We start from the raw sequence: 14,220 nt of genomic DNA on the forward strand, positions 1-14,220 counted from the left end.
CCTAGCCCTCCCTCTTGCGGGGAAACGCGGTGATACGTAGATCGGGACCGATCTGCGTAACGTCGGTGATCTCCAGGTCGATGGCCTCGGCGATGGTGGTCACACCGGCGTCGACCAGCGCCGCCGGGCCCGCGCCGAGCAGCCGGGGGGCGAGATAGCCGACCACCCGGTCGACCAGGCCGGCGGCGAGGAACGCCCCGGCCAGCTTCGGCCCGCCCTCCAGCAGCACGGCCCGTACCCCCTTGGTGTGCAGGGCGGCCAGCAGCGCGGTCAGGTCCACTCCGCCGTCCGGGCCGGCGCCCACCTCGGCCGCGGTGGCGATCCAGGTGCGGGCGGCGGCGTCGCGGATCTGGGCGTCGAGCGGGGTACGTCCGGCCGAGTCGACCACCACGCGCAACGGTTGCCGGATGGCCAGGCTGCCGTCACGCAGGTTGCGCACGGTCAGTCGCGGGTCGTCGGCGAGGACCGTGCCCACCCCGACGATCACCGCGTCGACTGTCGCGCGGAGCGCGTGCACGTCCATCCGGGCCGCCTCGGACGTGATCCACATGCTGGTGCCGTCGGCAGCCGCGGAGCGGCCGTCAAGCGTCGCCGCGTACTTCCAGATCACGTACGGCCAGCCCCGGCGCATCGCGGTCAGCCAGGCGACGTTGCCGTGCTCCGCCTCGGTGGCGCGTACCCCCAGGTCGACCCGGATGCCGGCGGCCCGCAGCGTCGCCGCACCCCCGGCGGCGACCGGGGTGGGGTCCGGCACCGCGATCACCACGCGCGCCACCTGCGCCTGCACCAGGGCGTCGCTGCACGGGCCGGTGCGCCCGGTGTGGTCGCAGGGCTCCAGGGTGACCACCGCGGTACCGCCCTTCGCCCGGTGCCCGGCCTGGGCCAGCGCGACGATCTCGGCATGCGGCCCACCGGCGTACGCGTGGAAGCCCTCGCCGACCACCTCGCCGTCGGCGTCGAGCAGCACACAGCCGACCACCGGATTGGGACTGGTCGTGCCGAGCCCGCGCGCCGCGAGTTCGATCGCGCGACGCATCGCCTCGTCCACGGAGACGCTCGCCATCGCCTGACCCCTGCCCTCTCGCTGTCCGGGCGCGGGCGGGGAGGCGACAGGCATGCGGGCGGAATCCGGCAACGGCACAGCCGCCCCGGCAGGGAGGGTGCGCACGCCACGACACGGCGAGCACCGACCCCTTCCGATCCGCGCGCTGTCTCCCATCCGGACTGTCTGGGCGCGGACGGGCCGCACCCAACCGTCGGCCCCGGATTCTCACCAGGTCCACCGGGCGGACGAACCGCTCCCGGGTCGCGGGCTTACCACGGTCGGACCGTGGATCACCGCCGGTTCGGAATTACACCGAGTCCCGCCAGCGCGTGGTGGGTACTGAGGGAAGTCTTACACGGCGAGTGGGTGGTTTGGCCAGAGCGGCGAGCTACTTCACATGACGCTGATTCGGATCGGAGACGCCGCGCCGACGATCCACCGCCACGTACGAACCGGGCTGGCTCTTGGCCACGCTCTTCATCTCCGAGGCAATGGTCATCGCCTCAAGTGGGCTGGTCAGACGCTTGTCGGCGTCGGAAACGCAGACCCCGATGGACAGCGTCACCAAAGCCGCTTTTCGCATGTTTCCGCGCCGGTCCTTCAGCTCCACATACCCCCGTTCGCGGTCCGTGGGGTCGTACAGCGCGTCGGCCGCCTTCTCGAAATCTGCGGAAACTCGGGACGTCAACGCCAGAACCTGATCCGGGGTACAGACGAACACGAAGTCGTCACCGCCGACGTGACCGAGGAAGGCCGGCGGTGGCGCCACCGAGACCACCGCCTGGTGCAGGGTCCGGGCCAACGCGGCGATGAAGTCGTCGCCGCGGACGAACCCGTACCGGTCGTTGACGCTCTTGAACCGGTCGATGTCGATGTACCCGACCGCGTAGTCGGTGCCGCTGCGGACCCGGTCGGCGATCTCCCTGCGGATGCGGCTGTTGCCCGGCAGCCCGGTCAGCGGGGAGACCTCGCGGAACTCCTTGTTGCGGCGCAGCGTCGAGGTGACCCGGGCCAGCAGTTCCAGGGTGTCGAAGGGCTTGACCAGATAGTCGTCCGCGCCCGCGCTGAGCCCGTTGACCTTGTCCTGGGTCATCCCCTTGGCGGTCAACATGATCACCGGCAGGACCGCGGTCATCGGGTCGGCCCGCAGCCGCCGGGTCAGCTCCAGGCCGTCGATGCGGGGCATCATCAGGTCCACCACGGCGAGATCGGGACGCTGACGTTCGATCAGCTCCAACGCCTCCTGACCGTCGCTGGCCAGCATGACGTCGAAACCGTGCAGCCGCAGGTTGAACTCGACGAAACGGGCGATGTCCTCGTCGTCGTCGACGACGAGGATCACGTCCCTGCGGTCACCTGCGGCCTCCACGTCACTGCCCGTCGGCCGCGCGCTCCGCCAACTGCCGCAGCCGGCGTACCGCCTCGGCCGGATCGTCGGCGCCGTAGACCGCGGTGCCCGCGACGAAGGCGTCGGCACCGGCCGCCGCGGCCTGCTCGATGGTGTCGGCGGCGATCCCCCCGTCGACCTCGATGCGCAGTTCCAGATGGCCGGCGTCGCGGTGCCGGCGGGCGGCACGGACCTTGTCCAGCAGCTGCGGGATGAACCGCTGGCCACCGAACCCGGCCTTGATGGTCATCACCAGCAGCGTGTCGAAGTGCGGCAGCAGGTCCAGGTACGGCTCGATCGGGGTGTCCCGGTCGATCGCCAGCCCCGCCTTGGCGCCGGCGGCACGCAGGTCCTTGGCCAGCGCCACCGGATCGTCACACGCCTCGGCGTGGAAGGTGACGTTGTAGGCGCCGGCGTCGGCGTAGCCGGGCGCCCACCGGCGCGGATCTTCGATCATCAGGTGCACGTCGAACGGGAGTTCGGTGGCGGCGCGCAGGCTCTGCACGACGGGCAACCCGATGGTCAGGTTCGGCACGAAGTGGTTGTCCATCACATCGACGTGCAACCAGTCCGCGGCGTTCTCGACGGCACGGACCTCTTCGGCGAGGCGGGCGAAATCAGCGGCGAGGATGCTCGGCGCGACGATCAGCGGCGGTACGGTCACGCGGCCAGTGTACGAAGGCGGCCACCGGCCGCCGCCAGCACGGCTCCATCCGCAGGACACCGCGTGACCCAGAGGTGACCAATGGTGCAGAATGGCACCCGCCGGAGTCGATGGCACAGTGTGCGGGTGATCCCGACTGGCCAGACGGGCGAATCGCGGCGACACTCCATCCGGGACGGTGACGGTAACGTGCAGGCCGGTTGGCACGGGAGCCGACAGCCGGGCACCGGCTCCCGGAAAGGGCGGACGATGCGACGGTGGTTCGCAGCGCTGGCGTTGGCGAGCGCGGCTGCGATTGCACTGAGTGGCTGTGTACGGCAGGGCGCGACGGACGGCGACCTCACCGACGACTGGCCCGCGATGCGCGCGCCGACCATGTTCGTCCCGGCGACCGACGCCTGCCTGCCGCGGGTCACCGCGATCGTGCAGGCGAGCACCTACGAGACGGTCGACTGCGCCCGCAACCATCTGGCCGAGGCGGTGCACGTCGGCGCGTTCACCGGACGGGCGGCCAACGGTCCGCGACCTGAGCCCGGTTCCGCGGCGCTGCGCACCGCGCGGGCCGAGTGCGACCAGCGGGCCCGGCTGGTGCTCGGCGGCGACTGGCACGTCGCCCGCCTGACCCTGAACATCGCCCTGCCGTCGGTGTCGGCCTGGAACGGCGGCGCGCGCTGGTTCCGCTGCGACCTGAGTGAGACCGACAGCATCGACAACACCCGGCCGGTCAACCGCACCGGCAGCCTGCGCGGGGCGCTGATCGGCGACTCGCCGCTGGTGCACCGCTGCTTCGACCCCAAGCTCATCGGCAACAGCCTGAACTACATGGCGCCGGTGCTGTGCACCGAGCCGCACGGCGCCGAGTTCGTCGGGGTGTACACCGAGCAGGACATGACCTGGGAGGAGTTCACCAACTCGGCCGGCCAGGCACACCGCCGCTGCATGTCGCTGATCGCCGAGTACGCGGACGTACCCAACAACTCCGACCTGCCCTACCGCGCCGGCTCGATCTTCTACCCGCCGTCGCAGCGCGAGTGGGAGGAGGGCGACCGGGGGGTGCGCTGTCTGTTGTGGAGCGACGATCGCAAGCTCACCGGTTCGATGCGGGGGGTCGGCCCGCAGGGACTCCCCGTGACGTGATCACCGTGCCGTATGCTGCCGCTGCGCGAGCCGGCGGGCGGGGCTGGCGCGGACGGCGGGAGGGCCGACGGGGATGCGACGATGGCTGACCGGGATCGCGCTGGGCACGGTGGTGACGCTGGCGCTGGCCGGCTGCACGAAGCCGGCCGGGATCGACGGCGACCTCAGCGACGACTGGGCACCGATGGCCGCGGCGCAGGTGTTCACCCCCGACGCGGGGACGTGTCACACCCAGGTGCTGGACATCGGCTACGTCGGCGCGTACGACCCGGTGGAGTGCGATCAACCGCACCGGGTCGAGACCCTGCACGTCGGCGCGCTCACCTCGGCCGACGGGGCGACGCCACCGGACGTGGGCAGCGCCCCGATGCGTACCGCCTTCACCGAGTGCGACCGGCAGGTGCGCACCGCCCTGGGAGCCGACTGGCGTAGCGCCCGGGTCCGGCTGGGCGTGGTGTTCCCCTCACCGGCGGCGTGGGGCGGCGGCGCCCGCTGGTTCCGCTGCGACGTGACCGAACTTCGCGGCCTGGACACCCCGGATCCGGTACTGCGCAAGGCCAGCCTGGCCGGGGCGCTGTCCGGGACATCGCCGCTGCGGCACGGCTGCTTCAACGCCAAGACCAGCGGCGACAAGGTCACCGAGATGGTCGCCGTGAAGTGCACGGCGCGGCACCGGGCCGAATTCGTCGGTGTCTGGACGGCCCCGAAGGGCAGCTACAAGGCTTTCCTGGACAACGCCGACCGGGCCCACCGGGCCTGCCGCAGCCTGATCGCCAAGTTCGCCAAGCTGCCGGACGACAACAACGTCCAGTACCGCGCCGGCACCATCTTCTACCACCCCGCCGAGGACGACTGGCGCAACGGCAACCGCGGGGTGCAGTGCTTCCTCTGGAGCAGCGAACGTGTCCTGACCCGGTCGATGAAGGGTGCCGGCAGCCGAGCCCTGCCGATCAACTGAGGCCACGGGCCGCAGCTGTCCGGCAGGACCGGTGCCAGCGTCGATCAGGGCTGAACGTCAGCCGCGACGCAGCACGGCGAGGAACATCGCGTCGGTGCCGTGCCGATGCGGCCACAGCTGCACCGTCGGCCCGTCCCCCAGCCCCGGCATCCCCGCCGGCAACAACGGCCGGGCGTCGACGAAGTCCACCGAGGCACCGGACCGGCGGGCCGCCTCGGTGACCGTCACATGGGTCTCCACGGTGTGCGGGGAACAGGTCACGTAGGCCACCACGCCACCCGGGCGGACCGCACGGAGCCCGGCGGTGAGCAGCTCGCGCTGCAACCGGGTCAACGCCGGCAGGTCCGAGGGCTGACGCCGCCACCGCGACTCCGGACGGCGGCGCAGCGAACCCAGACCGGTGCACGGGGCGTCGACCAGCACCCGGTCGAAGTGCCCCTCGGGCAGCTTCGGCTCGGCGCCGACCAGCCGCCCGTCGGTGTGCAGCACGGTCACCGGCAGGCCACGGGTGGCACCCTCGACCAGGCGCGCCCGATGCTCGGCCACCTCCACCGCGGTCACTCGCGCGTCGCGTTGCGCGGCGAGCGCGCCGAGCAGGCCCGCCTTGCCGCCCGGCCCGGCGCACAGGTCGAGCCAGCGGCCGTCCGGGCCGTCGATCGGCGCCACCGCCAGGGCGTTGGCGACCAGCTGGGAACCCTCGTCCTGGACGTGGGCGCGCCCGTCGGCCACCGCCGCCACGTCGCCGGGGGAACCGCCACCGAGATAGACGGCGTACGGCGAGAAGGCGCCCGGCGCGCCACCGGTGGCGTCGGCGAGCTCGACCGGGTCGGCGAGACCCGGGCGGGCGCACAGGTGCACCGGTGGGCGTTCGTTGTCCTCGATCAGCAGCCGGGTGGTCTCGCCGAGGTCGCCGTCGAGCGCCTCGGAGAACGCCCGCACGATCCACTGTGGATGGCTGTGGGCGAGAGCCAGGTGACCGATCGGGTCGGTCTCCATCGGCGGGGCGAGGCGGGACACCCACGCGTCCAGGTCACACGCGGCGACCTCGCGCAGCACCGCGTTGGCGAAGCCGGTGGCGCCCTGACCGACCATCCGGACCAGGTCGACGGTCGAGGAGACCGCCGCGTGCGGGGGCACCCGGGTGTGCAGCAGCTGGTACGCGCCGATGCGCAGCGCGTCGCGTACCGGCGGGTCGATGCGCTGCACGTCCCGACCGGCGGCGGAGGTGAGGATCGCGTCGAGGGTGCCGAGGTGCCGCAGCGTGCCGTAGGTCAGCTCGGTGGCGAAAGCGGCATCCCGCCCGAACAGCCCCTCCTCGCGCAGGATCGACGGCAGCACCAGGTTGGCGTACGCGTCGTCCCGGTTGACCGCGGCGACGGCCTGGTACGCGGCGTACCGGGGACGGTCCACCGTCGGACGCGCAGGGCGTGCGCCCCGACGGTCCGTTCCCCCGCGGGGCGCGGTGTCCCTCACGCCAGTTCCTCCCCGGCATTGACCCGGACGCCGCGCGCCCAGTCGGTCGCCGGCATGGCCCGCTTGCCTGCCGCCCGCACCTCGCCGAGGCGAATCGGGACGGTGGCCGTGCCGACCAGCACCCGCGACTTCTCCACCTTCAGCTCCCCGGGCTTGAGGGCGTCGGCGTCCGGTGCCGCGACGACCGGTCCCAGCTTCACCCGCTCGCCCCGGAACGTCGTCCACGGCCCGGGCGCGGGGGTGCAGGCGCGGATCCGACGGTCGACCGCGAAGGCGGGATCGGACCAGCGGACCCGGGCGTCCTCCACGGTCAGCTTCGGTGCCAGGGTCACCCCGTCGGCGGGCTGCGGCTCGGCGCGGGCGGTGCCGTCGGCCAGCGCGTCCAGCACCGCCACCAGCAGCCCGGCGCCGGAGTGCGCCAGGCGCTCCAGCAGGTCACCGGAGGTGTCGGCGGGCCGGATCTCGTCGGTCAGCGTGCCGTAGACCGGACCGGTGTCCAGCCCTTCCTCCAACTGGAAGACGCTGGCGCCGGTGAGTTCGTCGCCGTGCAGCACCGCGTGCTGCACGGGTGCGGCACCGCGCCAGGCGGGCAGCAGCGAGAAGTGCAGGTTCACCCAGCCCAGTCGGGGAATCTCCAGCGCGGCCGGCGGCACCAGCGCGCCGTAGGCCACCACCGGCACGCAGTCCGGGGCGAGGTCGCGCAGCCGCTCCAGGAACTCCGGCTCACGCGGACGGGCCGGGGTGAGCACCTCGACGCCGTGCTCGTCGGCCCAGGCGCCCACGGGGGAACGGACCAGGCCACGGCCGCGACCGGCCGGCGCGTCGGGGCGGGTCACCACGGCGATCAGCTCGTGCCGGGACTCGGCGACGGCGGCGAGGGCGGGTACGGCCACGGCCGGGGTTCCGGCGAAGATCACACGCATCCCGGTCACCGCCCCAGACCGAAGGGGCTGCCGGCGGCGTGCGGGCTCACCTTGACCGTGGGCGGGGCGGCGTCGTCGTACCACTCGGCCTGGCGGATCGCCTTCATCGCCTCCTTGCGACCGGCCGGGTCCAGCCGGTCGATGAACAGCACACCGTCGAGGTGGTCGGTCTCGTGCTGCACGCAGCGGGCCATCAGGCCGGTGCCGACGATCTGCAGCGGGTCGCCGTAGCCGTTGAAGCCCTTGGCGATCACGTTCTGCCGGCGCTTGGTGTCGAAGTACATCCCGGGGATGGACAGGCAGCCCTCCGGGCCGTCCTGCTCCTCGGCGTCGGGAAACTCCAGCACCGGGTTCACCAGGTGACCCACCACGTCGTCGACGTCGAAGGTGAACACCCGCAGGCCCACACCGAGCTGTGGCGCGGCGAGACCCGCCCCGGCGCTGTCACGCATGGTGTCGGTCAGGTCGGCGATGAGCTTGCGCAGCTCCACGTCGAAATCGACAACCGGATCGGCCGGCGTGCGCAGCACCGGATCGCCGAACAGACGGATGGGCTGGACGGTCACGCGGGTTGACTCCTTAACGGGCGGGCGGTGGTGCCGTACCAGTCTACGGAGTGTCCGGGGTCGCCCCGACCGGCGCACCATGATCGGCGACCGGGGCCAGCTCACCCACGGTGACCGGCAGCGTCTCGTACCCGCGCAGGGTCAGTCGCGACCGGCGCCGGGGCGTACCCGACAACGCCAGCGCGGGCAGCCGGTGCAGCAGCCGGGTGAAGGCGACCTGCCCCTCCAGCCGGGCCAGCCCGGCACCCAGGCAGTAGTGCGGGCCGGCCCCGAAGGACAGCGGGCTCAGCAGCGCCCGCCACGGGTCGAAGCGGGCCGGGTCGGGGTAGCGCCGGGGATCACGGTTGGCCGCCCCGAGCAGCAGCAGCACCCAGCTGCCGGCCGGCAGTTCCACCCCACCGGCGCGCAGCGTCTCGCTGCTGGTACGGCTGGTCAGTTGCACAGGCGAGTCGTAGCGGAGCAGTTCGTCGACGTACGCCGGGGCGTGCTCCGGGTGGCGTCGCAGCACGTCGGCGGCGGCGGGATGGGCCAGCAGCACGGCCAGACCGTTGCCCAGCAGGTTGGTGGTGGTCTCGAAGCCCGCGACGAGCAGGACCACGAGGTTGGCCAGCAGTTCGTCGCCGGTGAGCCGGTCACCGGCGTCGTGCGCCTGCACCAGGGCGGTGGTCAGGTCGTCGGCCGGCCTGCGTCGACGAGCCGCCACCAGCTCGGTGAAGTAGCCGACCAGCTCGGTGGCGCCCGCGTCGGCGACCACCAGTTCGTCCCAGGTGATCTCGGGTTCCAGGACGCCGGTCAGATCGGCCGCCCACCGCCGGAACAGCGGACGGTCGGCGGCGGGTACCCCGAGCAGCGCGCAGATCACCGCCACCGGCAGCGGATAGGCGAAGTCGGCCATGAAGTCGACGGGTCGGCCGCCACGGCCGGCCGACGCCATCGCCTCGATCAACTCGTCGGCCTGGGCAGCCACCACGTCCCGCATGGCCGCGATCCGGCGTGGGGTGAAGGCCCCGGCCGCGAGTCGGCGCATCCGGCTGTGATCCGGCGGGTTGGTCTCCAGCATCGACCGGGCGATCGTGGACAGGGCCGGGCTGTCCCGCCACTGCGGCAGCATCATGTCGCGCCACTGGTCGTCGGAGACCCGCATCCGGGGGTCCCGTAGGAGTTCGTCGACCTCGGGATAGCCGGTGACCGCGTACACGCCCGGACCGGTCTGGACCACCGGCCCGTGGGCACGCAGCCGCTCGTACGCCGGATAGGGGTCGAGGCGTCCCTCGGGCGACATGAGGGTGGCGAAGGTCTCCGCAGGGTCCATGGCTGGCCTCCCCGGTGTGCCGGAAGGCTTCATCATGCCCACCGCACGCCACCCGGCGGCACCGCAGGGCCCCGGCCGGCTGATTGATCAGCGCGCCCGCGCAGGTGGTCAGCGCGCGTGGCGCGGGTGGTCAGCGCGCGTGGCGCGGGTGGTCAGCCGAGGCCGCCGGGCTCACCGGCCAGCACCGCGTCCCCGGCGAGCAGGGCGTGCTCGGGCAGCGGCAGGCGGATGTCATGGGCCGCCTCCCAGTCGTGGATCAGGCTGGGGCGGGCCTGGGCGGCGAAGAAGTCGACCGCGCTCGTGGTGCCCACCACCGGCTCGTCGACCTCGGCGACCAGCCGGCCGGGCACCAGCCGGAAGCCGTTGCGCAGGGCGGCGCTGAGCCGACGGTGCCCGTTGATCACGAAGAAGTACTCGCCGGTGTAGCCGAGTTCCAGCGGCTCCAGCCCGGTCTCGCCGGCCTCGGCCACCTCCCCGACGTACGTCGAGTCCCACAGGCCACGCAGACCGGCGACGTCCTCGGTCGGGTAGACCCGCGCCGGGTCGAGCAGCAGCAGCGGCGGCGCGGTGCGCAGCACCTCGGGGGCGAGCCGGCCCTCGTACACGTCGACGATGCGCTCGATCACCTCGTCGGCGGGGGCCCGGGTGGTGTCGCAGACCAGGTCGTAGTTGCGCAGCCGGGCCTTGTCCACGCCGTAGCGGATCAGGAACCGGCCCCGCTCGCTCTCGCTGCGTTCCCTGAGCTTGGCCTTGGCCTCCTCCAGCGAGGTGTAACTCTCCGCCGGCCCGGAGGGGCGCAGCAGCACCCGGCGGGCCGCCTCACCCGGCTCGGTGATCATGTGCACCTTGAGCGCGTCGGTGAAGAAGTGCCAGGCCAACCGCGAGTCCATGACGAGGCTCTCACCGGAGGCGGCGATGTCGCGCTGGAGCTGGTCGACGTAGCCGTCGACGGCCTGGTCCAGCTCGGCGTGCAGATTGAGCTGGAGCGCGGTCATCTGACGCTCCTGGGCCATCTGCCGGTAGAGGTCACCGACGCTGACCCGGCGCAACCCCAACCGCTTGGAAATCTCCACCGACACGGTGCTCTTGCCGCTACCGAGGTCACCGTTGAAGACGATCGACTGACGTACGGTCACGACTGGCCCACCCCTGATAACCGGCTGATTTGGAAGCATCGATATCGCGCCGGACCGACGCGGTCGCGCCGTCCTGCGACAACCCCTACCCTTGCGCGCCTGCCGCCGCGCCGTGACCTGGAGCTGTCGTGCGCCCCGGCATGACGGGCGACTCTATCACCTTCGGTACGGCGGCCCCGAAGACACGACCACCGCCGCGCGCCGTCGACACGCACGGCAATGGTGGCCTCACATATGGCAGATAATTGCCGTGTCGGCCGCCACACAAACCTGACCGGACCGGATGGCGCACCGGGCGTGGGCAGACCTGAGCAAGTGGGCGTCAGAACATCGCGAGCGGGTCGACCTGCAGGCGTACCGGATCGGCAGCCTTCCGGGCGCTGCGCACCCCGGCCGCCGCGTGCAACGCCTCGGCCAGCGCCGCCGCCCGTGCCCGGGGCACCCGGACGAGCATCCGCTCCCGGTCACCGTCAGCCGGCACCGGGCCGAGCAACTGCGCCTCCTCGGGCAGGCGCGCCTGCGCCAACAGGTCGGCCACGGCATCCGGGGTACCGGTCAGGCTGGCCATCCGCACGGCCGGCGGGAAGCCGAGTTCCCGCCGCTCGGCCAACTCCCGGGCGGCGAACCAGGCGGGATCCCAGCGCAGCAGCGCCTGCACGGGGGCGAGCGCGCCGTCGGCCACCACCACGACCCGCCCCCCGTCGGCGGCCGGTCGGGCCAGCGCGGCCGCCGCCGCCCACCGCCGCAGCGCCTCCTCCCCCGCGCGCAGGTCGGCTCGGGTGAGCAGGGCCCAGGTGTCCAGCAGCAGCACCGCCCCGTAGCCACCCTCGGCGACCGGCTCGGCACCCGGGGTGGCGATCACCAGTCCGGCGCCGCCGGGAACGTCCGCCAGCACCTCCTCCCGTCCGGACGTGCGCACCGGCACGCCGGGAAAGGCCCGCCCCAGTTCCTCGGCGGTCCGTCGGGCCCCGGTGACCGAGGCCCGCAGCCGCCGCCCACCGCAGTGCGGGCAGGCGTACGCGGCCGCCACCCGTCCGCACCAACGACAGGCCGGAGTCCCCCCGGCGGACGGCAGCGCCAACGGCCCGGCGCAGTGCGCACACCGTGCCGGGGTACGACAGTCGTCGCAGGCCACCGACGGCAGGTAACCGCGGCGAGGCACCTGCACCAGCACCGGAGCCTCCGCCCGCAGCGCCTCCCGGGCCGCGGTCCAGGCCAGGCTGGGCAGCCGGGCGGTCGCCGCCGCCGGATCACGGGCCAGCTGAGGGTCGTCGCCGGTCGGCGCGACCGCCGGGGCCCGGGCCCGCAGCACCTCCCGGGCCGCCACCACCTCGCGGGCCCACCCGGTCTCCGCCAGCAGTTGCGCCTCGGTGGTGCGGGCGTAGCCGCCGACCAGTGCCGCGGCCTCGTCGAGCTGGGCGCGGGTGAGCAACACCTCACGGGCGTGCGGGTACGGTGCCCGCGGCTCGGCGTGCAGGTCGTCGCCGTCGTCCCAGATCGCCACCAGACCGAGTCGGGCCACCGGGGCGAACATCGCGGCCCGGGTGCCGATGACCACCGGCGCATCGTGGTGGCGGGCGGTGAGGAAGGCGCGATAGCGGCGGGCCGGGCCGAGCGCGGCGGAGAGGCAGACGTGCCGGTCCGGCCCGAGGGTCGCGGTCAACGCGGCGTCCAGCCGGTCCAGGTCCCGGCCGTCGGGGACCACGACCAGCGCGCCCCGGCCGGCGGCCACGGTCGCGGCGACCGCGGTGGCGTACCTCGCCGCCCAGTCCTCGCCCGGCAACGCCGACCAGACGGCCCGGGCCGGGCGACCGTCCGCGAGGGCCCGCAGCAGTGCCGGCCCGGCCGGGTAGTCCCGCCAGCGGCCCGGCTCGACGGGTCCGACCGGTCCATCGGCCGCGACGGCCGGCATCTGCGGCCCGGCGTCGGTGGAAACGGCTCCGGTGGGAGCGGAACCCGGTTCGGTGGGCGGGGTGGGCGTCGCGGTGGCGTCGGTGCGGGGAAGGAACTCCTTCTCCACCCGGGCGTGCCGGGGTGGGATCGCCAGACGCAGCACGTCGGCGAGGCTGCCGGCGTACCGGTCGGCGACCGCGCGGGCCAGCCGGAGCACCTCCGGGGCGAGCACCGGCACCGGCGAGACCACCTTCTCCAGGTACGCCAGCCGGGGGTGATCGGAGTGGTCGAGGCGTTCCAGCAGCCAGCCGTCGACCTGCTGGCCGGCGAAGCGCACCTTCACCCGTACGCCGGGCCGCGCGTCCTCGCCCAGCCCGTGCGGCACCAGGTAGTCGAAGGGGCGATCCAGGTGGGGCAGCGGCACGTCGACGCAGACACGAGCGACCGGCGACCCGTCCACGGGCCGCCGGTCGTCTCGCCTGGTGCCGGTCAGGCTCCCGCGGCCGACTTGAGGTCGGCGGCCCGGTCGGTGCTCTCCCAGGTCAGCTCCGGCAGTTCCCGGCCGAAGTGACCGTAGGCGGCGGTCTGCGCGTAGATCGGGCGCAGCAGGTGCAGGTCCCGGATGATGGCGGCCGGACGCAGGTCGAAGACCTCGGTCACCGCCTTCTCGATCGAGGCCACCGGCACGGTCTCGGTGCCGAACGTCTCGATGAACAGGCTCACCGGGTGCGCCTTGCCGATGGCGTAGGCGACCTGCGCCTCACACCGCTCGGCCAGGCCGGCGGCGACCACGTTCTTGGCCACCCACCGCATCGCGTACGCGGCCGAGCGGTCGACCTTCGACGGGTCCTTGCCGGAGAAGGCGCCACCGCCGTGCCGGGCGTAACCGCCGTAGGTGTCCACGATGATCTTCCGGCCGGTCAGGCCGGCGTCGCCCATCGGGCCACCGATCTCGAAGCGCCCGGTCGGGTTGACCAGCAGCCGGTAGCCGTCGGTGTCCAGGCCGAGGCTCTCCAGCTCCGGGGCGATGACGTGGTCACGCACGTCCGGCGTGAGCAGCGACTCCAGCGAGATGTCGGCGGCGTGCTGGCTGGAGACGACGACGGTGTTGAGGCGTACCGGCCGCAGCCCCTCGTACTCGATGGTGACCTGGGTCTTGCCGTCGGGCCGCAGGTAGGGGACGGTGCCGTCCTTGCGGACCGCGGCGAGGCGACGCGCCAGCCGGTGCGCCAGGGCGATCGGCAGCGGCATCAGCTCGGGCGTCTCGGAGCAGGCGAAGCCGAACATCATGCCCTGGTCGCCGGCGCCCTGCGCGTCGAGCGCGCTCTCCGACGCGCCGGTACGCAACTCGAAGGCGTTGTCGACACCCTGGGCGATGTCCGGTGACTGGGAGCCGATGGAGACGCTGACACCGCACGAGGCGCCGTCGAAGCCCTTCTTCGACGAGTCGTAGCCGATGCCGAGGATGGTCTCCCGCACGATCGTCGGGATGTCGGCGTACGCCTTGGTGGTCACCTCGCCGGCGACATGCACCTGACCCGTGGTGATCAGGGTCTCCACCGCCACCCGGCTGTGCGGGTCCTGGCTGAGGAGGGCGTCGAGGATGCCGTCGCTGATCTGGTCGGCAATCTTGTCCGGGTGGCCTTCCGTGACCGATTCGGACGTAAATAGGCGGCGTGTCACGGCACTCCTAAGTCAGTGGATGTCGTTCGGCGGCAGTGTAGTC

At 72.9% G+C, this 14,220-nt stretch carries 12 protein-coding genes and 1 riboswitch; of the genes, 2 read left to right on the forward strand and 10 right to left on the reverse strand.

The features are described 5' to 3' along the window. Position 1 precedes the first annotated feature (1 nt). The 3 genes from ribD to rpe form a co-directional block, all read right to left on the reverse strand. On the reverse strand, positions 2–1,063 hold the full coding sequence (ribD, locus tag JMF97_RS27720; RefSeq protein ID WP_203224205.1) for a bifunctional diaminohydroxyphosphoribosylaminopyrimidine deaminase/5-amino-6-(5-phosphoribosylamino)uracil reductase RibD: 1,062 nt from the start codon (positions 1,061–1,063) through the stop codon (positions 2–4). A 140-nt stretch (positions 1,064–1,203) separates the two neighbouring features. After that, positions 1,204–1,376, reverse strand: a riboswitch (FMN riboswitch). Between the two features lie 57 nt (positions 1,377–1,433). Further along, a complete protein-coding gene (locus tag JMF97_RS27725; RefSeq protein WP_013732795.1) occupies positions 1,434–2,414 on the reverse strand; it encodes a GGDEF domain-containing response regulator in 981 nt (326 codons plus the stop codon). A gap of 1 nt (position 2,415) precedes the next feature. Beyond that, entirely contained in the window at positions 2,416–3,096 is a 681-nt protein-coding gene (gene rpe / locus JMF97_RS27730; protein ID WP_203224206.1) for a ribulose-phosphate 3-epimerase, read from the reverse strand. A gap of 249 nt (positions 3,097–3,345) precedes the next feature. On the opposite strand from rpe, the gene JMF97_RS27735 reads away from it, so the two are divergent. Next, positions 3,346–4,233: a septum formation family protein gene (locus JMF97_RS27735; RefSeq protein WP_203224207.1), complete on the forward strand. Its 888-nt coding sequence runs from the start codon at positions 3,346–3,348 to the stop codon at positions 4,231–4,233. A gap of 73 nt (positions 4,234–4,306) precedes the next feature. Further along, positions 4,307–5,191, forward strand: coding sequence for a septum formation family protein (locus tag JMF97_RS27740; RefSeq protein ID WP_203224208.1), 885 nt, complete (start codon positions 4,307–4,309; stop codon positions 5,189–5,191). Between the two features lie 57 nt (positions 5,192–5,248). On the opposite strand, the gene JMF97_RS27745 is transcribed toward JMF97_RS27740, so the two are convergent. The 7 genes from JMF97_RS27745 to metK all read right to left on the reverse strand — a co-directional run bounded on the left by JMF97_RS27745 (position 5,249) and on the right by metK (position 14,177). After that, a complete protein-coding gene (locus tag JMF97_RS27745; protein ID WP_238360310.1) occupies positions 5,249–6,706 on the reverse strand; it encodes an RsmB/NOP family class I SAM-dependent RNA methyltransferase in 1,458 nt (485 codons plus the stop codon). Next, positions 6,661–7,587: a methionyl-tRNA formyltransferase gene (gene fmt, locus JMF97_RS27750; RefSeq protein ID WP_203224210.1), complete on the reverse strand. Its 927-nt coding sequence runs from the start codon at positions 7,585–7,587 to the stop codon at positions 6,661–6,663. The genes JMF97_RS27745 and fmt overlap by 46 nt, the downstream gene beginning before the upstream one ends. Before the next feature lie 5 nt (positions 7,588–7,592). Continuing rightward, complete coding sequence (gene def / locus JMF97_RS27755; protein WP_102658449.1) at positions 7,593–8,153, reverse strand: peptide deformylase; 561 nt, start codon at positions 8,151–8,153, stop codon at positions 7,593–7,595. Between the two features lie 43 nt (positions 8,154–8,196). Further along, positions 8,197–9,465: a cytochrome P450 gene (locus tag JMF97_RS27760; protein WP_203224211.1), complete on the reverse strand. Its 1,269-nt coding sequence runs from the start codon at positions 9,463–9,465 to the stop codon at positions 8,197–8,199. A gap of 152 nt (positions 9,466–9,617) precedes the next feature. Continuing rightward, a complete protein-coding gene (locus JMF97_RS27765; RefSeq protein WP_203224212.1) occupies positions 9,618–10,601 on the reverse strand; it encodes an AAA family ATPase in 984 nt (327 codons plus the stop codon). Positions 10,602–10,923: 322 nt separating this feature from the next. Next, positions 10,924–12,954, reverse strand: a complete 2,031-nt coding sequence (locus tag JMF97_RS27770) for a primosomal protein N' (protein WP_203224213.1) — start codon at positions 12,952–12,954, stop codon at positions 10,924–10,926. Between the two features lie 29 nt (positions 12,955–12,983). Then, a complete protein-coding gene (gene metK / locus JMF97_RS27775) occupies positions 12,984–14,177 on the reverse strand; it encodes a methionine adenosyltransferase (protein ID WP_013732785.1) in 1,194 nt (397 codons plus the stop codon). Positions 14,178–14,220 lie beyond the last annotated feature (43 nt).

It is taken from the genome of Micromonospora fiedleri (assembly GCF_016774385.1).
GTDB lineage: Bacteria > Actinomycetota > Actinomycetes > Mycobacteriales > Micromonosporaceae > Micromonospora > Micromonospora gifhornensis.

Bases quoted from the DNA above. Each gene is read 5' to 3' on its own strand.
- ribD (WP_203224205.1), bottom strand. From the start codon at position 1,063: ATGGCGAGCGTCTCCGTGGACGAGGCGATGCGTCGCGCGATCGAACTC.
- fmt (WP_203224210.1), bottom strand. From the start codon at position 7,587: ATGCGTGTGATCTTCGCCGGAACCCCGGCCGTGGCCGTACCCGCCCTC.
- JMF97_RS27740 (WP_203224208.1), top strand. From the start codon at position 4,307: ATGCGACGATGGCTGACCGGGATCGCGCTGGGCACGGTGGTGACGCTG.
- JMF97_RS27760 (WP_203224211.1), bottom strand. From the start codon at position 9,465: ATGGACCCTGCGGAGACCTTCGCCACCCTCATGTCGCCCGAGGGACGC.
- JMF97_RS27735 (WP_203224207.1), top strand. From the start codon at position 3,346: ATGCGACGGTGGTTCGCAGCGCTGGCGTTGGCGAGCGCGGCTGCGATT.